This is a genomic window from Erythrobacter aurantius (assembly GCF_023823125.1).
In the GTDB taxonomy this organism is placed as follows: Bacteria; Pseudomonadota; Alphaproteobacteria; order Sphingomonadales; family Sphingomonadaceae; genus Erythrobacter; species Erythrobacter aurantius.
Window position 1 is genome coordinate 891,949 of record NZ_CP090949.1, and the last position, 21,919, is coordinate 913,867.

The window sequence follows — 21,919 nt, forward strand, 5'->3', positions numbered from 1 at the left end:
GCCACGATATTCATTCGTTCTGTGTGGCCTGAACTGGCATTACGGCCCAGCGTCAATCGCTAACAAAGCCTCTTCCAATGTCATGATCTCCACATTTCGAGCCATGCCGCGGTCCCATTTGATTTTTGGGATCCCCACTACTGAGTTATGGAGCAGGATTGCACGCGTGGCCTGAACCTCGCCGCATCCGACCTCGAAAACAGACTTCAGTTTCTTGTTACGGCCTATCGTGATCTCAATTGCCCAGCATTCACTTGAACTGGACCAATCGAGGATAAGATCGATTTCGCCATCGGCTGCTGTCCAATAAGATGCATGAGTGCGGACACCAGCAGCACGTGCGAGGCAACTGATGGCGAAACCCTCCCAGCTACGTTGCCGGTGACCGTCCCATGCGCTGTCGCGATAGTGGAGAGGTCGCGAATCCCAAGAATTCAGTACCACCTCTGGAAGTCCAATGAGATGATGGAGGAATCCGGAGTCAGTCATGTATAAGAAACTGGGACGAGAAGTGATTTCTCCTGGCGGCGACCATGCCGGTAGCCGAAAAATTAGGTCCTGCTGCTCGCCGGTTTGGCGAAGGCGTTCGAAGACTTCCCATTGAAGAAGGCTTCTCTTGAAGAGGCCAGATTCCTCCAGGCCATTTTCATTGGCAATCCAGCGCCATGGATCGGTGGCGAGCGGCGAGTGAGTAGGCAAATATGGGCGGAATGGCAGCAGGTCTTCCACATTGTCGGCTCGCCAACGGTCGCTCGCAGGTCCGTCAGGCGCAAACAGGCTTCGCGCCAACCGCCCCCTATGCCACATCCTTTCCAGTTCGATTGGCGGTGCAGAAGCAGCCATAGAATTGTTATCAAGGGTCAAGTCCCTCAACGTCAGCGTATTGGCGCGATGAATGCCGTGATGCGCCTCAATCACGCGCAAGTCAGCATCACTGAGCATTTAGCGCGTCAGGTCCAGCACTGCGACGGTCAGATTTCTCCGTTTGGTCGCTCGAAGGGCTTCACTCAATCGGCTTCTTAGCTCCTCAGGTGAGCTGGGGACACTACCGGACGGCGGGTTACGAAGCTTCTTTGGGGCACGCTGTGCCCCGAACCAATACACCAGGTAGATACCCTGACCTCCCGCAAGATGATCTACCGCCTGCTGGCCTCCTAGCTGCCAGTCAGCCGCCGTCCAAAGATCAGCGTTCCACTGCCCCTTGGCCTCGATTGGAATCCGCATGCCCGTAACCGAGCATGCTATGTCGACCTCCCTATCGCTACCGATGTGAAACTCTGGCTCGAAACGGATTTCCGGAGCCTCGATATTCAGGAGGTTGGCGAGGTGATCCGAACAATCTTCCTCGGCCTTTGGCGTCTCGCCATCATCCTTGTAAAATCCCCGCCAGCAATCAGTCGGATCGCTGCGTACTCGGTCTTGGACCCGGTCGAGCGCGGCCAATACCTCCGCCTTTAACGCGCTAATCGTGGCAGGGGCCGATCCTGCTAGAGCGGTGGCCAAATCCGCAATGGTAGGAGGTTGATACGCGAGTTCGGCCCGCTTTGCTTCTTGCTCAGTGGCTACTCGACGAAGGTAAGCTGTGTAGCCATCAGGAGGAACGTCTCGCAGTTGGGCCACCAGTGCGACGGCTTCGTCGCTCGGATCGTCGCCGAGCTTTCCGATCAGACTCGAAAGATATTGCGTTGCGTCCCAGGCATTTCGTTCACCGCTGCGGACGCCGCCAGGATACTCCCTAAATTTCCACACCGCCCTGAAGTGTTCGACGAGCCAAGAAGACAAGCGCGCGGGGATATGAACGGCTGTGCCGTCTCCGCGGCGCCCCCCGCTTAGCCGATCACGGACCGCCCAGAGGAGTGCGGGATCTGCATGAACCACCTTTTCAAACGAGTCTTTGACTCCGTCGAAATCCGTCCAGAGAGCAACCGCCTGCCAATTGCGACGACTGCGCTCGTCTCGGCTCGCATCTTCGATCCGGGCAATTGCGAGATCGCACAGGACCTGCGTCTCATTGGCGCGGATCAGGCAATCAATCAGTTCCTCTTCGACGTCGGACGCCATGATAGGGTATTGTTGAAGCCATTCGGTGGCCAACTTGGAGGCTAAAGCAAGGTGATCATCGCCGCGCATCAAACCGTATAGTCCGGTGATGTGCGCACGACCTGATCTCAAATGAGGCTCGATCAGCAACCTAGCGTAAGCCTCAAAGGCTCCACGTCTCAGCAGTTCGGCTTCAAGAGCATCGCCAAGTTCTTTAGCTTCTTCTGATCTGGCTAACCCATGCTCGATCTGCAACATGGCCGCTATCAAGCGCTCATCGGGCAATCCTTCGAAATCTCTCCCGTCGCGCACCCGTTCCATCAGTGCGGCCACCAAAACCCATGCCATTGGCCAATAACGGCTTTCCGCCCAACTCTGGGCGATTTGTTCAGCTGTGAGCGCAGGTGGGTCGCGCCTTAGATATGCCTCAAATCCTTGAAGCGCGTCAGATTGAAGGTCTTCGCCTAACCATTGGGCAATCCGATCGTGTGGCGGCACGTCTTTCGGCAAGTCGCTAAAGTGCCCAAGATATGCTTGCGCGGGCTGGGCACCGAGATCGCCGGTCAAGAGTTTGTCGCGATCTGCAAGGTAAGCAGCCCGATGTTCGGCATTGCGAATAGCATCTCTTGCCATACGCTTGCGCTCTCGCTCTTTCTCGCGAGCCTGCCATGTGGGTGCTTTGGGAGTGGTCAGGCTGTCGATCCACTGCAGCATATCGGGTCGGTTGGCCACGAAGCGCTTGGCTGCTGCCCGCGCCTCAGCTCCCCGATTCTCATCGTGGTAAGTCATCGTGAGCAAGTCACGCCACCGCGGATCGCCCAATTCAAGTTCGTCAAGAAGGGCCGCGACATCACCAGAGTCGAGCGCTGCGCCCGGCAGGGGCTCTAATAGTTGCCACTGGCGACGCCGGACGTCCTTGTCGCATTCCAGATCAATCAAAACGTAACGCTGTATGGCTCTCCGCTCTTCGACATGTTCGCGAAGCCACTCAGCAATTTCGTCTTTTCTCGAGGACAAGAGACCACGAGTTCCTCGGAAAGGCCTCAGCCAGCGCCACAAATCGACCGGGCTGCGAAGTGGCTGTGAGTCAGTTTTGGAAAGTCTGCGAACCACCAACTCGCCGACCAGCGACCTGACTTCAAAATCGTCAACGTTGATGGAATAGTTTTCGATGTAGGGCTCAAGATAATTGGCAAATTCGTCAAGGACTTCGTCAATTCGGGCATCAGGCAATTGATATCTCAGAAAAAACATAACGCCGACCGTGCGCCGCTCAGCGGACTGCTTAGGTAAGGCACAGATTGTGATGCCAGCATATGCTAGAACCAGCTCGACGATCTGCCGATCCGAGAAAGTCTCCAAGCCGACGTCTTCAAGCAGCCGTATCGCGAGCCGGCAAGAATCCTCAGATGCCTGCGTTCGCAAATCCTCAAGGATCAATGGCCAGTCAGACAGATCGCCATAAAGTGCCAGCGCCTCGCCTGCGTTGGCACGGATCGCGTACCCCTGCCTCTGGTCCATGAGCACTGCTCGAAGCTCATTCCGGAGCTCCCCCACCACTTCCGGATCGCTCAGCTGGTGTGCGATTACGATACGTAGCGCGAAGGGGAACCGCCACCCTTCGCCGTCGTCCCGCTCGGTCAGAATGCGCCAAGCTTCTTCCCGCAATGTGCCTTTGACGAGAGCTCGCGCGTGAGGCCTGCGCCCTGTGCTGAACAGCGGATTTCGCTGCGCCAGCTCACCCAATGCCTCAAGCAACATTCGCCCTTGAAGCTCGGTCAGGCTGTCAGCATCCCCATATTCAATCAGCCCTGTCGGATCCGATTGAATCACATAGGGTGCAAGATGTGGGTTCATCGCGAGCCAAGCGTGAATTCCCCGTAGGTTTGCTGGTACGATTCCGTCGACCTGGAGCATGCGGATCAACCGCGATCGTTTCGTTGGCGTGTCCGCCCACTTCGCAAGCCACCGAGCCCCGAGATACTCGCCGATACGCTTATGCTGAAATGTTCGACGCTCGGCCGGGCCCTTGCATAGGCGGCTCTCCAGAGCGGCCTCAAGCTTCTGTGCGCCCGGTAATTGCGCGAGTTCTGTAAGGGCGATATCACCCGCTAGAACTTCATGGCGTGGCTCGTCGGAGAGCGCTTCCGAGCCCGTCAAAATCAGAGCAGCAAAGGCAGCGCCGAGAGAATCGAGCACTGCCTCCTCTCCGAGCTTTCGTAGCGGAGCGTCCGGACGTGCCTTGCTGTGCTCAAACCAAGCGCGATCGACAAACTGTGAGAACAGAGCCGTAGCGGTTTTGGGCAAATCACCATCAGCGACATCGCCCAACATCGCCAAAGTCTGCGGGTTCCCCAGCCATTCAGACAAACCGCGCTGCCTAAAGTGCAGCACAATCTGTGCGGCCCGACTTTCGTCATCAAGATAACTGGCGAGGAACTTGCGCGCATCCTCATCGGTGAGAGGTGCCAAGGTGACTTCAGTCGGCGCTTCTCCGTACTGTTCGCGAATTGCTTCACGCATAGTTGCAGCGCGCCATTCCGCTGATCTGCATGACAAAATAAAGCGCGGAAAGTCGATTTCGCTAAGGGAACGAAGAACGTGATCAACAGCATCCCCTTCAGCCTTAATCGCAACTTCATCAACAGCGTCAATTACCAAGACAGACGCGTTAGCAAGTAGCTTTCGCGGCACTCCGTTGAGAAGCTGGCGAGCTGTGCATCGAGTAAAGCCATCAAGGCGGCCCAGCTCTTCAGTTAGACGCGTTTTGCCCCCACCGGCTTCGCCCAGCAAAACGACGTTGCCAGCCATTTCGCGCAAGACTTCGTGACCGGCTTCGCGGATCTCGGTACCGACTAAGAACTGAAGTTTGCGGGGGATGAATACCTGCACCCATCCATAATGCCTCATCGCAATCGCTTGGGAAAGTGTCGGGCATGCGAATTATTGGCATATGCGCATGATCGCCGCCATGCACAGACTGAAGCGTATCAAGCGTTAGTGTGTAAGCGAACCGGAAATTCCGCTATCGGTCCAACAGTGGACGCAGATTTGCAATCGAGTTTTGCATCCCTTGGACACGCTCGCCCGGGTTCGATTGAGCCTGAGTCGAGGTTTGCGCGTCTGCGAGGATACCAGCGGCGAGCTTGTGCTGCCGCGATTGCGGAGCGGGTAGCGCGGGCGAATCGCAGCCGGGAGATTGTGGCGATTCGGGATATTTGTCCGATTTGCCCAAGATGTTGGTGCGTCCGGGGGTGCAGATCCGCTCAAATCTGCGTTCAGGCGCACCTTCATTTTTTCTGTAGGGCAAGTTGCCCGATGCCGCAGAAAACCGGGAAACAACAAATCACAGCCCACGGGACGGCTGAATATTGTCATTGATATTGCTTGGATATTTTGCAGTCCTGACGGGAACTTGCTGCAAAAGGCACCTGCTGTTCATGCACCGTATCCTGTTTCTCGCGAGTACCTCCCTAGCTGCTCTTTCCTGTGCCTCGGTGGCGCATGCGCAATCGAGCACGGAGACCTACACCTATGATGCGCTCGGGCGCCTTATCAAGGTCGTCACAACCGGCGGTCAGAACAACGGTGAGACGCAGTCGATCTGTTACGACAAGGCTGACAACAGGACGCAGTACCTTGCCAACAACAGCAGCGGGAGCGTTGAGTGCAGCGGCTCTGCACCTCCGCCGCCGCCACCTCCACCACCTCCGCCTCCCCCTCCGCCGCCGCCTCCGCCGCCGCCGGCCAACAATCCGCCAAACCCAACCTCCGACTTCGTATCGGGGTCTTGCTCCGGAGTTGTGTTCGCCAACCTGACGGCCAACGATACCGATCCCGAAGGGCACTACCCTCTGACACTCACAAACATCGTCAAGAACCAGGGCGGAGCGAGCGCGACCATCATGACGGGGAGTCTTGTGGAGGTGATTTTCGCGTTCTCTGCCGGCGACTTTTCGTTGTTCACCTACACCGTCCAGGACTCGCAGGGGGCCTCCGCGACAGGACAATTGAGTGTGTCGACCACCTCGTGTGGTGGTGGCGGGCTTCCGTTCTGATCGAGGCCAGGAGATTACTGATGCAGACAAACGCCAGTCTCGGGACCAAACTGGTCGCATTTGCCGCAACCTTGCTTGCAATCATTCCGTCGGACCCGGTTGCCGCTCAGGAAACGCCCGATGACTTGCTCGCAGGTGCAGTCTGTATGGTGCGCGCCGGTAGCGACGGCTCCTCTCTCGATATTATCGTGCCTCTTCGCTCTGCCCCGGCAATGCGCGCCAAGGGCTATGAGCGGCAGCCTTGCCGGCAGAGTTTTGAAACAGCCGCTCAGCGCGATGCCTATCGTGACGGCGTTTGCCACATGGCCTCGACCTATCGAGAGGAACAGCTCGTCACTTTCGAAAAGCTCTATGGCGAGCGGCCTGGTGTCCTATGCGGCATGGCCGAGGTGGTGATTGCGCAATGGCAATTCCGCTCAGGAACCTGATTGAAATGAATGAAGCTTTTCGAGGGACGCGAATGATGGTTTCTAAGGTCAGGGCCGGGGTGCTTGCGGTGCTCGCCATGATGCCAGTGTCGGCGCTATCCGCGCAGGAGATAGATCCGATCGATGTCTATCAGGATCCCAATGGCATAGATCTGGTAAGCAACAATGTCAGCACTCCCCAGATGCCTGTGCTGTCAATTCCTGCTGCGCCGGAACTGAATTTCCGCAATCTTGGAGATTTTATTCCACTCCTCCAGATTGTAACCGGGGATGCTGCGACCGAGTACGATCCCAATATTTACACTGTGAATGCTGGCGGGATAGCGTCGGATGTCTTTGCCCAATGCATCGGCGAGGAATGCTATGCATCAAATGGCACGGGCGGCATGCTCTTCAACGCTGAAGGAGGGTTCAATTCGCCCAACTCGCCTCCGCCTCAGTGCGGCGAGAATCCGGCCTGCCCTCCTCCCGAGACCGAACCCAATCTGCCCCAACCTGGCGACGTCCTTGGACTTGGCGGAGTGTTCTACCGTCAGGGTGACAGTGGCAGGACGATGTACTTCATCGAGGAAACCGGGCAAGCAAGTGGGACCTTGCCTCAGCCTGTCAAGCAGTTCCTCGCGAAAGAGATCACAAACCCCGGGGGCAGCGACCTTGAGATCCAGTACGAAAAGAAGTTCATCGGCGGAATTGAGCGGCACCGCCCTGTGCTTGTCACGAGCACCTCGGGGTATCAGCTGAGGTTTACCTATCATTCGAATGGAACCGACAGCAATTGGGGGTTTTTGCAGAAGGCGGAGATAATCGAAGCGATCAACCCCGGGATCGTTCTCGCTTCGCACACATTTGCTGCAAACACGGTTACCGATATTGCCGGGCGCGTGTGGCACTGCGTTTGCATGCCGAGCATTTACCCCACCCGACCTGAGGACAAGGGGAGCAGGCTTCGGCTACCCGGGGAGGCCGGGTATGCCTTCGAGACATTCCGTCAACAGAGCAGCAACACACGCACTGTGACAGCTGATGGTGTAACCTACACCTACACCTCGACACCCGACAACAGCTGGTCCCAAATGAATGGCCAACCCGTGGCATTCCGACCGATCCTTGATCTGACGATCACAGACCCACTGGGGAACAGCACGTTCATCGATGTAACGAACCTCCCGGCAACCACCGGGCAGTTTGATCCTCCGCGGCGCCGGATTGAATCGGTAACGGACAAGCTCGGAAACACGACCACCTATCTGTATACAGCAGGTCAGCGTTTGCGGGGTGCCATTTACCCAGAAGGCAACTCGGTGTCGGTCGACTATGATATACGCGGGAACCTCGTTTCCCGGACTGATACACCCAAACCCTCTTCTTCCTTGCAGCCCATTACCCAGACTGCTCACCATGCTTCTGCAGGATGCGGCGTCCTCGGGTTTGATTGCTACCAGCCCGAGTGGATAGAGGATGGCAAGGGTAATCGCACCGAGTTCACCTGGAATGCCTGGGGTCTGCCCGTCACCCAACTTGATCCGCCGGATGAGACCAACCGGCGGCGCAAGGTGATCAATACATGGTCAGGCACAAGCCCGATCAATGGCGAGACCTGCCCTTCCTTCCTCCAGCTTAGTTTGCCCGGGGATCCCCGATGCGCCCCCCGTTTGCTCAAGGAGGAGGTGTGTGAGACCGACATCAATGGCAACGAGCTTACCTGTGGCACAGCGAGCGCTTTCGTCAGGACCTTCACCTATTTCAAGGGCACACAATTGCCCCTTACTGAAACCGTCACCGATGGTGTCGGGACTGCCCCGCTGACCACGACCTACACTTATGACAACGCCGGTCGCCGTCTGTCGGCTGACGGGCCGTTGCCGGGCAGCGATGATGCGACCTACGCGCGCTACGATACGCTTGGCCGGCAGATCTGGGAGATTGGACCGAAGGGGGAGAACGGGCGCCGCCCGGCCACCCGCACGACCTATCGCGATGCCGATGATCAGGCCACCGAGGTCCGGACCGGAACCGTGGCGGGCAACACCACCGCTACCTATCCGCTGACCGAGCCTGTGCTGACGCTGATCAGCGATACCGATACGCAATACAACTCGCGCCGCCTTGCGACCCGGACCACCGTGTCGAACGGCAGCACGACCTATGCGGTCACGCAGATGAGCTATGACACTCTTAACCGCAACACCTGCACCGCTGTTCGCATGAACCTGTCCAGCCTGCCGGGCGACGCCTGCACGCCGGGGACCGTGGGCAGCGACGGGCCCGACCGCATCACCCGCCAGCATTATGACAGCGAAAGCCGGGTCGTGCGGATCGAGCAGGGTGTGGGAACGCCGCTGGTGCGGGATTACGCCACCTACAGCTTCACCCCCAACGGCCAGATGGCAAGCATGACGGATGCACGCGGCTACAAGGCCTCGATGCTCTATGACGGGTTTGATCGCCAGTCGCACTGGTACTTCCCCCAGCCAAACCAGACCGGCGCGATCAACCCCAATGACTATGAGCTCTACGGCTATGACGCCAATGGCAACCGCACCTCGCTGCGCAAGCGTGACGGTACGGTGCTGACCTATCAGTACGACAACCTCAACCGCATGATCCGCAAGACCGTGCCCGAACGCAGCGGACTGTCGTCGATCCACACGCGCGATGTGTTCTACCAGTACGACATCCGCGGCCTGCAGCTATGGGCGCGGTTCGGGAGCGACACCGGGCCCGGCTCGACCTCGGTCTATGATCGCTATGGCCGGGTCACCTCGACCACCGACAACACCGGGATCGCCGCCGGACGCACGCTGAACTACACCTATGATGCGGGCAGCAATCGCACCTCGGTGCGCCACACATGGGACAATGCGCTGTTCAGCTACACCTACAGCTCGGGCGGACAGTTCAACCAGCTGCGTGACCCATCCAACCTGACGCTGGTCGACTACAACTACAACACCGATGGCGAGCTCTCGAGCGCCATACGCTATTCCAGCGCGCCGGATCAGTCATGGACCTATGATCCGATCGGGCGGATGGCCTCGACCATGATCAACGCACCGGGCACAAGTTATGACGTGACCTGGTCCTTCACCCGCAACGCTGCAAACCAGATCAGGACCGAGAGCCAGAGCAACGACAGCTTCAGCTGGGACGGGTATCAGCCGGTCAATCGCGGCTACACCACCAACGGGCTGAACCAGTACACCGCCGTGTCGGGTCAGGCCTATTGCCATGATCCCAACGGCAATCTCACCGCCGATGGCCAGTATGTCTATCTCTACGATGTCGAGAACCGTCTGGTGGAGATGCGCGCGCAGACCAACTCGGTTTGTACCTCGCTGTCGTACTCCGGGCAGATCAAGGCCGAGCTGCGCTATGATCCCATGGGCCGGCTGTATCAGGTTACGGACTATGTGAACGGGGTGAGCCAGGGTGCGCGGGTGTTCCTGCATGATGGCGATGCGCTGGTGGCGGAGTTCAACGCTTCGGGTACGGTTCTGGCGCGGCATGCCCATGGTCCTGCTGCCGGCGTTGATGATCCGCTGGTGAGCTACAACGGAGCCAGCATCAGCATCAACAACGCCCGCTTCCTGCAGAACGATGCGCGCGGATCGATCGTCTACAGCTCGGATCGCTACGACTCCGCCGCGAGCCGGGTGATCAACACATACGATGAGTATGGTCAGCCCGGCGCGGGCAACGAAGGGCGGTTTCAATACACCGGGCAAGTGTGGCTGTCAGAGCTGGGCATGTATTACTACAAGGCCCGCATCTACTCCCCCGCCCTCGGCAGGTTCATGCAGACCGATCCCATCGGGTATGAGGATAACGTCAACCTCTATGGGTATGTCGGACAGGATCCGGTGAATCGAAATGACCCGACCGGAAAGAGAGATGTTTATGTAGGGGGCCTACTGGACCGCGCTGTAAGACGTTACGTTGATAGGCAAAAGGAAAGATTTCCGGATCGTGACATTAGGTACGTGCAACATTATGAAGGTTCGGCACTTAGAGATGCAATATCAGAGCCGTTAAAGGACGGAGAGCCTCTAAACGTAATTGCTCACTCAATCGGAGGACGTGAAGCGATTAGAGCGGCAGACGATAACGGTGTCGCGATTACGAACTTAATGACAGTTGACCCAGTCGGGAGTACCGGGGCTAACAACGAAAAGGTTTTAGCAAATACGGGAACGTGGACGAATGTCGATGCGGAACCGCCGCAAATCTCACGTGATTTTAGCGACGGCGTTCGTGCATTTGGCGAACGTACTCTTGGCAAGACAGACACGACCGGGGCTAACACAATTGAAACAACTGCAAACCATGGCAACTTTGAAGGCATGATGCAAAGTCTTAAGCCGACAATTGACGAATCTTATGAAGAATAGAATATTTCCTTCTCTATTGACGCTTGGCGCGATCGCTAGCCTTTGCGCATGCCATTCGAAAATAGAAGTTGAAAGAGCTTTTGCATTTTCATCAGGCGAAGAAGAAACGGAAATTATTATTGATTTAGACGATAATGTATTGCGGGGTTTGTATACCGATAAAATCTATTACCATATCTACATTTTTGACTGTCAAGGCACAGGGACGCAATATCCAGCTCCCCCACTGATTGATGGGAAAATACCTCTCACTTTTGACCCCCCTCCGAAGAAGAACATCAAACTGAGCGCAACCATTCCGTCGCGTATTTTCCAGTCCTACAAGAGTGCTTGTGTAGAGCTTCGGGGATCAACCTATCTTGGTGAATCGACGGTCTCAAGCAATCGGTTGCGTGTCGATACAAGCAAATTGCGGGTTTCGAATTGAGTTTGGAGTACTAAGGAGCGACCCCGCCTACTCACCGGATCGCCTCTAGCAATTTGGGACGCCTTAGGGCGCACACCGTACACAGCGCCTGCTGTTGATGAAGGTGAGTTAGATCAGCGAGTAACGGCTAATTTTGGCGGTGCGCATCTTCTGTGCCGGTTGTGACCCGGTGTGGAATCTGCGGCACAGAGTGGTCCGGTGGCGTTCCAAGCCGTTGCGATTGCTGGCGAATATTGCGCACCTCGACTGTGCTACTTTGACCCCGATGATCACCGGTCGAAGGCGTCTTCAGCCCGCAAAGCTCTGCCATCCATCATAGGGTCCACCTGAACGAAGCACTGCGCCGCTGCACCACCCGCCGCTGTCCTACACTGCCTCCCGGCGCTACGAACGGGGGCATGGTCGCCCTTCATCCCGTCCCCAATCCACCCGCTGCGTGTAGGCTTTCGGGTGACACTTTCGTCCGCGAAAGGCGACACTTCGGGTGCGGCTATCGTGACACTTTGCCGCTCAAAGGTGACACTCCCGCCGATCCGGGTGACACTTCGCGCTCAAAGGTAACACTCTGCGCCCCCAAGGGTGACAGAACGCGGCTTTTTCCTCTGGACCGTGTTTCCACCTCTTCCGCCCTGTTGGCTTTGGCTGGTCAGTAAGGCGGAGGATGCGGAGGGCGACTCGGGAGGCAATACCGGGCACGGCCCGCGCTCTGGCAAAGCCGCGCCCGTCGCAACCGCACCTGCATCAGCATCCGCACGCTCTTCCTCCCCCGGGCCGTGCGCTACTCCCGCCGCAAAGAGGCGCCTGCGTAGGGATCATGATCAGCCGGAGGCAGCGGATCGCGCGGCGATGCTGCTTGCGCAGGCAGCGGCGGCTGCACCGGCGCGGCCCGGAACTCGCTGGTCCCTGCCACAAACCCCGAAGCTATCACCGGCGCACCCAGCAGCACGGCGCATCCCAGCACCACCCGCAGCCCATCGCGCACCGGCAAACGCCCGCCCAGCATCATCACCCCGATCAACGCCACCGAAATCACGCACAGCGCCAGCGCGACCTCGCCCAGGAGCAACCCCTCAATCCAGCGCACGGCATCTGTGGTGGCGCTTCCATCAGGTTCAAGCAGCGTTGACTGGATTGAGATTACCATGCGTAACCGCTTCCCTGCGCTTTCGGATCGGCTTTGAGTGTTCCTACCCTTCTCTCTTGCTTTTTTCTAATGATAATCCAGAGTTGCAGACTAGGGCTTCGCGAGATTCGATTTGTCTGAAGAATTGAAACGGGACACATTATTTGTGGCGCTGACGCGGCCGCAGATGTTTGCCGGTGTCACTCTTACGTTCTTCGTGATCAATGCGATCCTTTCGCTTGAGCTGTTCCTGATCTTTGGTGCGTGGTGGGTGCTGCTGATTGCGCTGGGAGTGCACGCGATCGGGATGATCGCCTGCCTTCATGAGCCGCGCATCTTCGATCTCTGGCTGACGCGGGTGCGCAACTGCCCGCGGGTAAAGAACCACAGGATCTGGAATTGCAATTCCTACCGCCCCTGACGCGTGATCCCAAGGTGATCGCCAATGAAGCGCCTGCTGGCGTTCACCTGCCCTATGCACGGCACATCGATGAGGTGACGGTGCAGACCCGCGACGGGCTGTTGATGCAGACGATCCGGCTTGGCGGCCTGCTGTTCGAGACCGCGGATACGGGCGAGCTCAATTACCGTTCGACGCTTCGCGATGCGATGCTGCGCTCCTTGGGTTCCTCGCGTTTTGCGATCTACCATCATGTCGTCCGCAGGCGAGCTGATGCTGCGCTTTCTCCGGTTACCGCTGATGACTTCTCGGCAAGGCTGGATGAGCGCTGGCAGGCGAAGCTTGAAGGCAGGCAGCTGTTCGTCAACGAGCTGTTCGTGACCATAATCCGCAGGCCGCTGCAGGGCAGGATCGGCATGGCCGATCGGCTGCGTGGCTGGTTTGCGAATACCTCAAGGCGCAACGCCAGTCTGATCGCTGCCGAGAAGCACGCGCTGGACCGTGCAAGGGAGGCTCTGGTCGCATCGCTTGGCGCCTATGACCCGCGCGTCCTCAGCCTCTATGATGCGCCAGGCGGCAGACGCTCGGAACCGCTCGAGTTCCTCTCCTGCCTGTTCAACGCCGACATGCGTCCCGTGGCGCTTCCGCATGGTGATCTGGGTCATTTCATACCGGCGCGGCGGGTGAGCTTTGGTCAGGACTGTGTCGAGCTGGGGCCGACAGGCGACCTGCCGCGCCGGTTCGTCGCATTGGTATCGGTCAAGGACTATCCGGGGGCTACCTTTCCCGGGATGTTCGACGAGCTCTACCGCCTGCCCTTCGAGCTCCATGTCACCCAGAGCTTCGCCTTCGTCGAGCGGGCAGCGGCGCTGGGCCGAATGAACCTTGCGCTGCGGCGGATGCAGGCGGTCGAGGACGAGGCGATCTCGCTGCGCGGAGAACTCGCCGAGGCGAAGGATGAAGTGGCTGCCGGGCGCGCCGGGTTCGGCGAGCATCACACCACGATCGCGGTCCATGCCGATGATCTGGCACGGCTTGAGGGGCAGGTCGCCGAGGTGATCGCGCTGCTGGCCGATCTGGGGATCAATGCGGTGCGCGAGGACATCGCGCTCGAGCCCGCTTTCTGGGCGCAGTTTCCGGGTAACTTCCGTTATATCGGCCGGCGGGGGCTTGTCTCGACCACCAATTTTGCAGGGCTTGCGAGCCTGCACAACTTCCCGGTCGGACGCGCGCAGGGCAATCACTGGGGCGAGGCGGTTACCCTGTTCGAGACCACGGCTGCCGGGCCCTATTTCTTCAATTTCCATCAGAGTGATCTTGGCAACTTCACCGTCATCGGCCCTTCGGGTTCGGGCAAGACCGTGGTGCTCAATTTCCTGCTGGCGCAGGCTCGCCGCTTTGCCCCACGCATCATCTTCTTCGACAAGGACCGCGGCGCCGAACTCTTCATTCGCGCGATCGGCGGGCGATATGACCGTCTTGATCCCGGCGCTCCTTCCGGCCTCAACCCGCTCCAGCTCGAGGATACGCCTGCAAACCGCCAGTTCCTGATCGACTGGGTTGCGCTCCTGGCAGGAGGTGCAAGCACCGCCGAGCTTGATCAGGTTCGCGATGCGCTGGACACCAGCTTTGCCCAGCCCCGGCATCGCCGTCGCCTGCGCCATCTGGTCGAGCTGTTTCGCGGCTCGGCGCGGCCCGAGCCGGACGATCTCTATGCCCGCCTGCGGCCCTAGTGGGGTGAGGGCGAGCGCGCATGGCTGTTCGACAATGAACGCGATCTCACCGATCCTGGTGCCGATACGGTCGGGTTCGACATGACCGCAATCCTCGATGATCCGGTGGCCCGCACCCCTGCCATGTTCTATTTCTTCCAGCGGGTCGAGGAGCGGCTCGACGGGTCCCCGTCGATCATCGTCATCGATGAGGGCTGGAAGGCGCTTGATGACGATGTCTTTGTGCGCCGCATAAAGGACTGGGAGAAGACCATCCGCAAGAGGAACGGCGTGGTCGGCTTTGCGACCCAGAGCGCGTCCGATGCACTCGAGAGCAAGATTGCAAGCGCAATCATCGAGCAGGCCGCCACCCAGATATTCATGATCAACCCCAGAGCGCGCGCCGAGGACTATATCAATGGCTTCGGGCTCAGCCGCCACGAGTTCGATCTCATCCGCACGCTGCCTGACAGCTCGCACTGTTTCCTGATCAAGCATGGCCGCGACAGCGTGGTTGCGAGACTGGACCTGTCCGGTGAAAGCGAGCTGCTCACCATTCTCTCGGGCCGCGAGAGCACGGTGCGGTTGTTTGACAGGCTGGTCACCCAGACCGGACCTGATCCTGCCAACTGGCTCCACCGCCTCATCGAGGAGGCGGCGTGATGGCGTGCCCGGCGATCATGACCGGTGAGCAGTTCCTGTCGCGCAGTCTCGCACATATCGACTGTCAGGCGCAGATCATCGGCAGCTATGGCTACCAGGCGCTGGGCGAGCCCGGGTCACCGGCCTCGCTGCTTGTTGCAGGCCTGCTGACCCTGTTCATCGCCTTCTTCGGCATAAGGCTGATGTTCGGCCCGGGACCGGGCCCGCGCGATGCGGTGTTTGATGTCATAAAGATCGGGATCGTGCTGACGCTCGCCTTTTCCTGGCCTGGTTTTCGCACGGTGGTCTATGATACAACGCTCAAGGGGCCCGCTGAGATTGCGAACGCGATCCAGACAGGCAGCGGCAATGGAAGCTCTGCCGGCTTTGCCGAGCGGTTGCAGCAGGCTGACAATGCGCTCGTCTCGCTCACTGCCATCGGTTCGGGACGCAATGCCGCAGCCCTGATCGAGGGTGAGGGTGCTGGCAGCAGCTTTCGTTCAGCAGCGATCGAGGATGACACAGGTTTCGGGACTGCGCGCGTGCTCTGGCTGTCCGGGATTATCGGCACGCTTGGCCTATTGAGGATCGGGGCAGGTCTGCTGCTCGCGCTTGCGCCCGTAGTGGCAGGCCTGTGGTTCTTTACCCAGTCGCGCGGCATCTTTGCTGGCTGGCTGAAGGGCCTTGTGTTCACCTTTGCAGGATCGATCGGGGCAACGATCGTGCTGGCGGTCGAGCTTGCGATCCTTGAACCCTTGCTGGCTGATGCACTGCAGGTGAGGGGCCTTGGCTATGCGGCCCCTGCTGCCCCCACCGAACTGCTTGCGATCACGCTGGCCTTCACAATCGTGCAACTCGCCATGCTGTGGCTGATGGCCCGGATCGTCTTTTATCGCGGTTGGCTGACCTTGCCCGAGCTGCCTGCAGAGTGGCGGCCATGGAATACCGTTCAGCTACGCGAGGACTATCGGCAGCCGACAGTCGAGGCGCAGATCCTGCGTGCCGAACGGATCAGCAGCGCCGTCGAGAGCAGCCTGCGCCGCGAGCGGCTGATCACCAGCGGAAGGATCACCCGCACCGGTGATACCGGCGGGGGCTCTGGCCAGCCCGGGGAGTCGGCACATTCATCCGGTCCGCGCCTTGGCAGTTCCTATCGCCGCGCAGGGCTCAGGGCCTCGCGCTCTGCCCGCATGCGGGAGAGCCGCTCATGAATGCCAAGCCCGATATCGATCTGGCTGATGCTTCTGACGATGATTTTCGCGATCTGCCGGTCGCCGCGAGCTGGGCGACAAGCGTGACAGAGGACCTCGAACGCTCGAACCGGCGCGCATGGCTGGTTGCCATCATCGCCGCGATCATCGCGCTGCTGGAAGCGCTGGCGCTGGTGTTTCTCGTGCCGCTCAAAACCGTTGAACCCTACACGCTGCTGGTCGACCGCCAGACCGGCAATGTCGAGACGCTCGCACCGCTTGATGCGCAGGTTATTGCGCCCGATGCCGCGCTCACCCGTTCGCTGCTGGTCCAGTATGTGATCGCGCGTGAGAGTTTCACCATGGATACGCTGCAGGATGACTATCGCCGGGTCTCGTTGTGGTCCGATGGACCGACAGGCGAGCGCTACCGACGGGAGATGGATGCAGGCAGTCCTTCCTCGCCGCTTGCCTTCATGCCGCGCGGCGGCGTCATACGCACTGAGGTAAGGAGCGTCTCAGGCCTCGCTGAGGGGCGTTCGATGGTGCGTTTTACCACCGTTCAGATCGACAGGAACGGGCGCGCGCAGCCTGAGCAGTACTGGGTTGCGATCATCAGCTACACCTTCTCGGGCGCTGCGATGAGCGAGGCTGACCGTTATGTGAACCCGCTGGGGTTCCAGGTGACCGGCTACCGCCGTGACGCCGAGACCCTGCCAGAGGAGGGGATCGTCAACGGTGTCAGGCTTCCCTCGCAGGACGAGGGTGGGGGGCAGCCATGAGAATGTGCGCGGTCCTGGGCCTTGCACTTGCATTCTCGTTGCCGGTCTCGGCGCAGGTGTTCCCGACCCCGGGTTCCGAGACCCCAAGGATCCAGAGCGTGCAATGGCAGGAAGGCGGGGCGATCGTGCTCACTGCCATGCCGCAGACCACGCTCACCGTCATGCTTGAACCGGGTGAGACCATCCGCCGCGCGACACTCAGCGGAAGCCGGGCATGGGATGTTGCGGTCTCGGCCGAGGCAGATAGCTTTCAGGTAACCCCCGAGGCAGGGGCCGCGCCAGCCAGCCTTCTCGTTGAAACCGGCAGGCGAACCTATGAGTTCAGCCTCGAGACCGGACAGGGTCTGATGGCAGCCTATCTTGTCCGCCTCGAATACGGCCCCTCGATCGTGGAGGCTGAGGAGAGCGAGGACGCCGAGGCTGTCACCGGGCTCGCCTGGTCCTACCGCCTGCGCGGAGACCGCGAGGTGAGACCCTTGTCGGTGCGCGACAATGGCGAGAAGACCGTGATCACCTATGCCCCGGGGCAGGCGCTGCCGGCGGTCTTCGCGATCGGTCCGACGGGAGATGAGGAGGTGGTTGATGGCTACATGCGCGGCGATACCTTCGTCATCGACCGGGTTCATGAGGAACTGGTGTTCCGGATCGACCGCGAGAAGGCTACTGCAAGGCGCGGCCGGCGCGAGGAGGGCGCACAATGAGCACGGACGCTGCCAGCAACAGCCTTGCCGGTGATATCCGCCCGGTCATTGCCACCGGAGCGCGTGGAGAGTGGGGCGTCTGGGTGTTTGGCATCGTGCTGCTTCTGGGTGGGTTCATGCTCTACAGCGCACTGAGCGCATCGGAAGAGAGTGCCGAGGTGCCGGCGGTGTTCGCGCCGCAGGATGATGGCCGCGCGCTCATTGCCTCGCCGCCCGCTCTGCGCATGCCGGAGCGCTTCAGCAATACCTCAGGCGCCGATGAGGAATCCGAGCCACAGGCTCCCGCAGCTCCCGCGGCTGCACCCCAGCGGCTTGCGCCCGCGCTGCTTCAGCCGATAGCCCCGGCCTTTGCGCAGCTCCCTCCGGTACCCCGTCTCGCTGATCCGGCTTCGCGGCAACTGACGGCAGCGCCAGAGGACGCCGCGCCGCGGGTCGTGTTCGATGCCAGTGCCACTTCCGGTGCAAGAGCGCCTGCGGCTGCATCGGGCGCAGCGCGGGGCGAAAGCCCGGAGCGGGTGCTTGCCTCTCGCCTTGCCAATCCCTCGCGCACCATCCCGCAGGGCACCGTCATCCAGGCCGTGCTTGAGACCGCGCTCGATTCCACGCGGGCAGGCGGCGTGCGCGCGCTGGTCCAGCGCGATGTATCCAGCTTTGACGGGACGCGGGTGCTGATCCCGCGCGGAAGCCGTCTCTACGGTGAATATGAGGCCAACCTCCAGGCCGGGCAGAACCGCGCGCTGGTCCAGTGGACCCGGCTGATCCGCCCGGACGGAGTGACCATCGCGCTCGATTCCCCGTCCTCCGATCCGCTGGGCCGCGCCGGGATCCGCGGGCGGGTCGATACCAAGTTCCTGCAGCGCTTTGGCGGAGCCCTCCTGCAATCGGTGCTCGATATCGGGGTGGGCGTTGCCGTCAACGAGGCCAGCAACGGAGTGATCGTCGCGCTGCCCGGCAGCACCCAGAATGTGCAGGTGCGCCAGCCTGACGCCGTCCAGCCCACCCTCAAGGTCCGCCATGGCACCAGCGTCTCGGTATTTGTGGCACGCGATCTCGACTTCTCGAGTGTGGATCGTTGAGGTGATGCTGTGACCACCACTCAAGCCGGATACTACCTCGACAGCTTCCTTGCACCGCTCGCCCCCGTGCTGGGGCGCAAGGATGTCACCGACATCTGGATCAACCGCCCCGGCGAGGTCTGGACCGAGAGTACAGGCGGCGGGATCGAGCGGATCGAGGAACCCGGACTTGACCTCAAGCTGCTCGAACGGCTTGCCCGGCAGATCGCGGCCTATTCCTCGCAAGGGATCAGCCGCGCACAGCCGCTGCTTGCCGCCACCCTGCCCGATGGCTCGCGCGTACAGATCGCCGCGCCGCCCGCCACCCGCGAAGGCTATGCCTTTGCCTTGCGCAAGCATGTATCGGCAGATCTCTCGCTCGCGGACTGGGAGGATGCAGGCGCGTTTGATGAGGCGGCCGCAGGCGAGGTGCAGATCACGACCGAGCGACAGTTCCGCGCGCTCGCAGGGCGCGAGGCGGCGGCCGTGCTGCGTGAGGCCGTGATCGCACGGCGCAACATCCTCATCTCGGGCGGCACCTCGACGGGCAAGACCACTTTCCTCAACGCGCTGCTTGCCGAGGTGCCGCAGGGTGAGCGGCTTGTCCTGATCGAGGATACCGTCGAGCTCCACCTCGCCCATCCCAATGCCGTGGGCCTGCTCGCTGCGCGCGGGGAGCTGAGCGAGGCGCGCATCACGGCTGAGGACCTGCTGATCGCAGCGCTGCGCATGCGACCTGACCGCATCATCCTTGGCGAATTGCGCGGGGTAGAGGCGTTCACCTTCCTGCGCGCGGTCAACACCGGGCATCCCGGATCGATGACCACCATCCACGCCGACACGCCCGCGAGAGCCATCGAGCAGCTTGCTCTGCTGGTGCTGCAAGCGGGATCGAAGCTCAGTCGCGATGATGTGCGGCACTATGTGCGCGAGAGCGTCGACGTATTCGTGCAGCTTGAACGCCGCAGCGGCACCCGCCGGGTGAGCCAGGTGCTGGTGGCGGGGTAAAGGGGAGTCGTCGGCAATATGCGCGGCAGTCTGTTCGAGACGCAAGCGGAGTCCGGGATTGGCACGTCAATCGATTGGGTGGAAGCGCTGGTGCTTGGCGAAATCGCGACCGCGCTGGCGATTGTGGCGGTGGCGATAGCCGGGTTCATGATGCTGACTGGACGCGTTCGGATGGCCGGAAGTTTTCGGGTAATTCTGGGCTGCTTTGTGCTGTTCGGGGCTTCCACGATTGCCGCGGCGCTGATGGATAGCGCTGGCGAACTCAGGCAGCCTGTGCAAGTTGCGTTCGACCGCGCGAAAACGCAGCCTCGAGAGGAGTTGCCGCCGTCGGAAGATAGTCCGTATTCGCGAGCTTCTGTGAACCGCGGCGAGTAGACTGCACAAAGTCCAGCGCCGCAGCCAGCTGATCGCGCTGGCCAACGGATCGGCGCAACGCCGCTCCACTCACTGGCGGCTCACTTTCGCCCAAAACGATTTGCCACACTACTTCAACGAGATGCAACGGCGATATCGCCAGCGTGGTCGGGATCGATGCGCAGCGGGGCGGCATCACGATCGAGCGCGAGAATGGCAAGCACGAAGCCGTCGACCTCTCACGCCTCGCCGATCGGCAAATCCGGCCCGGATGGGTCCGCACCATCCATTCAGCCCAGGGCGCTACCGCCGATCGGGTCATGGCGCACCTGGAGAGCTTCCGCGCCAACACCGTCGATGCGCCTGCGGTCTATGTCGCCATCAGCAGGGCCAAGGACGTGGTCGCGCTCTACACCGATAGCCGCGCCAGGCTCACCGAAGCGCTAAGCCTACGTGACGGCGCGCAGATCGGAGCCATCGATGAGGCAAGGCGTGAGGTGGAGGTAGCGGTGGGATAGCCGCGGCGCCGCGGCTAGTGTGTGCCCTAACGCTTCCCTCATCGCGCGATGGCGGTCCAGTGATGAAGTCGAGGTCAACGGGACGATCGAAAAAGGCGTCAGACCAGACGCTAGCGATCTCAAGCAATTTTCCGCGCGATTACATTTGCCCAGTCTCGGATGCTCATCCGTCTCACATAATCGGAGTTCTGTGTTTTAACTCCGTATCGTTTGCAAAGCAGATAATCGATTTCGGTGACGTCGTCTCCAATGAGTCCGATGTCCTCGACAACCGGCTTGTCAATATCGACCGCGTCGGGTTCCATAGCCTTGCATCCGGCAACCTCCGCGCGGATGAACTCGACAATTTCGTCGCTTTCTTGCATCTAGTCGCCGCTCTTCTGATAAGTGCAGTATCCGATGTTGCCTGCATCCCAGAGAAGCAGGGCGGTCCCCGTAACCGCATTCGCGCGACCGACCGCACTAGCGACCTTGCCGCCAAAAATCCCATAGACGACCCGTGCAAGGCCAGCACGAACATCGCCTTGAGTCAGGTCTTGAACCAGCTGCCCTCCCGCTTCAGTGATGCCGCTCAACTCGGTAAAGACGGCTGCCCCTCCTGCGACCGGCGGGTAGACCAATCCCGCAACGGTAGCCGCTACGCCTGCATCCGAGCCGTAGCCTCCTATTGTTTCGACTGCTTGACCCACTCCGCAAATATCCTTGCGGATTTGATCCGCAACCCTTTGCGGCTTCTATTCGACTTCAGAATATTCCGAAACAAGGTTGCCTCGTCGATCATAACAATAAATTGGGCTAGTGCCGAAAGCACCCGGCTCTAGCGCGAGAACAACACACACCTCGTCGCCCTTAGACGCAGAAAACGCTCTGCGCCCAACGAGCGCACGCTCCATATTTACGTTATTCTTCGTTGCCCACCTTGACAGCGCATCGGCCTCTATTGAACTCAAATCGTCAATCTGACTTGCCTGAAAATCGAGCGCCAAACCGAGTCGGGCGTTGCATTGACTCAATAAGGAAGATTGCCAAAAAAATATTGCGGCTAAGACGATAAGAAGAACTCCGCTTAACATCCACGGCAAGCGTCTTGGCA

Annotated in this window: 16 protein-coding genes and 1 pseudogene; 13 read left to right on the top strand and 4 right to left on the bottom strand. The window is 60.0% G+C overall.

Annotation, left to right across the window (positions count from 1 at the left end; genetic code table 11):
* Positions 1-39: 39 nt before the first annotated feature.
* Both L1K66_RS04495 and L1K66_RS04500 read right to left on the bottom strand, forming a co-directional pair.
* Complete coding sequence (locus L1K66_RS04495) at positions 40-942, bottom strand: DUF4143 domain-containing protein (RefSeq protein ID WP_252259801.1); 903 nt, start codon at positions 940-942, stop codon at positions 40-42.
* Positions 943-4,932 carry a hypothetical protein gene (locus tag L1K66_RS04500; protein WP_252259802.1) on the bottom strand — a complete coding sequence of 1,330 codons (3,990 nt, stop codon included), beginning with the start codon at positions 4,930-4,932 and terminating at the stop codon, positions 943-945. It lies immediately after the preceding gene.
* A 548-nt stretch (positions 4,933-5,480) separates the two neighbouring features.
* Between L1K66_RS04500 and L1K66_RS04505 the strand changes: the two genes are divergently transcribed.
* Genes L1K66_RS04505 through L1K66_RS04520 form a run of 4 tightly spaced genes read left to right on the top strand, consistent with a single transcriptional unit; the run spans position 5,481 to position 11,341 of the window.
* The gene (locus L1K66_RS04505) at positions 5,481-6,098 is read left to right on the top strand and encodes an Ig-like domain-containing protein (RefSeq protein WP_252259803.1); all 618 of its coding nucleotides are present in this window, start codon (positions 5,481-5,483) and stop codon (positions 6,096-6,098) included.
* Between the two features lie 20 nt (positions 6,099-6,118).
* Positions 6,119-6,526 carry a hypothetical protein gene (locus L1K66_RS04510; protein ID WP_252259804.1) on the top strand — a complete coding sequence of 136 codons (408 nt, stop codon included), beginning with the start codon at positions 6,119-6,121 and terminating at the stop codon, positions 6,524-6,526.
* 32 nt (positions 6,527-6,558) lie between these two features.
* On the top strand, positions 6,559-10,914 hold the full coding sequence (locus tag L1K66_RS04515; RefSeq protein WP_252259805.1) for an RHS repeat domain-containing protein: 4,356 nt from the start codon (positions 6,559-6,561) through the stop codon (positions 10,912-10,914).
* Complete coding sequence (locus L1K66_RS04520) at positions 10,904-11,341, top strand: hypothetical protein (RefSeq protein WP_252259806.1); 438 nt, start codon at positions 10,904-10,906, stop codon at positions 11,339-11,341. The genes L1K66_RS04515 and L1K66_RS04520 overlap by 11 nt, the downstream gene beginning before the upstream one ends.
* A gap of 778 nt (positions 11,342-12,119) precedes the next feature.
* Here the strand turns inward: L1K66_RS04520 and L1K66_RS04525 are convergent.
* Positions 12,120-12,485 carry a TrbC/VirB2 family protein gene (locus tag L1K66_RS04525; protein WP_252259807.1) on the bottom strand — a complete coding sequence of 122 codons (366 nt, stop codon included), beginning with the start codon at positions 12,483-12,485 and terminating at the stop codon, positions 12,120-12,122.
* Between the two features lie 166 nt (positions 12,486-12,651).
* Between L1K66_RS04525 and L1K66_RS04530 the strand changes: the two genes are divergently transcribed.
* From L1K66_RS04530 to L1K66_RS04570, 9 genes and pseudogenes are all read left to right on the top strand, one after another.
* Positions 12,652-12,885, top strand: coding sequence for a type IV secretion system protein VirB3 (locus tag L1K66_RS04530; protein ID WP_252260590.1), 234 nt, complete (start codon positions 12,652-12,654; stop codon positions 12,883-12,885).
* Positions 12,864-15,239: pseudogene (locus tag L1K66_RS04535) on the top strand (VirB4 family type IV secretion/conjugal transfer ATPase). Before L1K66_RS04530 ends, L1K66_RS04535 begins: the two are co-directional and overlap by 22 nt.
* A complete protein-coding gene (locus L1K66_RS04540) occupies positions 15,239-16,429 on the top strand; it encodes a type IV secretion system protein (RefSeq protein WP_252259786.1) in 1,191 nt (396 codons plus the stop codon). The pseudogene L1K66_RS04535 and the gene L1K66_RS04540 overlap by 1 nt, the downstream one beginning before the upstream one ends.
* A complete protein-coding gene (locus L1K66_RS04545) occupies positions 16,426-17,190 on the top strand; it encodes a virB8 family protein (RefSeq protein WP_252259787.1) in 765 nt (254 codons plus the stop codon). The genes L1K66_RS04540 and L1K66_RS04545 overlap by 4 nt, the downstream gene beginning before the upstream one ends.
* A gap of 2 nt (positions 17,191-17,192) precedes the next feature.
* Positions 17,193-17,891, top strand: a complete 699-nt coding sequence (locus L1K66_RS04550) for a TrbG/VirB9 family P-type conjugative transfer protein (RefSeq protein WP_256471512.1) — start codon at positions 17,193-17,195, stop codon at positions 17,889-17,891.
* On the top strand, positions 17,888-18,967 hold the full coding sequence (locus L1K66_RS04555) for a TrbI/VirB10 family protein (protein ID WP_252259789.1): 1,080 nt from the start codon (positions 17,888-17,890) through the stop codon (positions 18,965-18,967). Before L1K66_RS04550 ends, L1K66_RS04555 begins: the two co-directional genes overlap by 4 nt.
* Before the next feature lie 9 nt (positions 18,968-18,976).
* Positions 18,977-19,954, top strand: a complete 978-nt coding sequence (gene virB11, locus L1K66_RS04560) for a P-type DNA transfer ATPase VirB11 (protein ID WP_252259808.1) — start codon at positions 18,977-18,979, stop codon at positions 19,952-19,954.
* An 18-nt stretch (positions 19,955-19,972) separates the two neighbouring features.
* Positions 19,973-20,329, top strand: a complete 357-nt coding sequence (locus tag L1K66_RS04565; RefSeq protein ID WP_252259809.1) for a TrbC/VirB2 family protein — start codon at positions 19,973-19,975, stop codon at positions 20,327-20,329.
* 143 nt (positions 20,330-20,472) lie between these two features.
* Entirely contained in the window at positions 20,473-20,826 is a 354-nt protein-coding gene (locus L1K66_RS04570; protein WP_252259810.1) for a hypothetical protein, read from the top strand.
* A 119-nt stretch (positions 20,827-20,945) separates the two neighbouring features.
* On the opposite strand, the gene L1K66_RS04575 is transcribed toward L1K66_RS04570, so the two are convergent.
* Positions 20,946-21,191 (bottom strand): hypothetical protein, encoded by a 246-nt coding sequence (locus L1K66_RS04575; RefSeq protein ID WP_252259811.1) that lies wholly within the window; start codon positions 21,189-21,191, stop codon positions 20,946-20,948.
* Positions 21,192-21,919 lie beyond the last annotated feature (728 nt).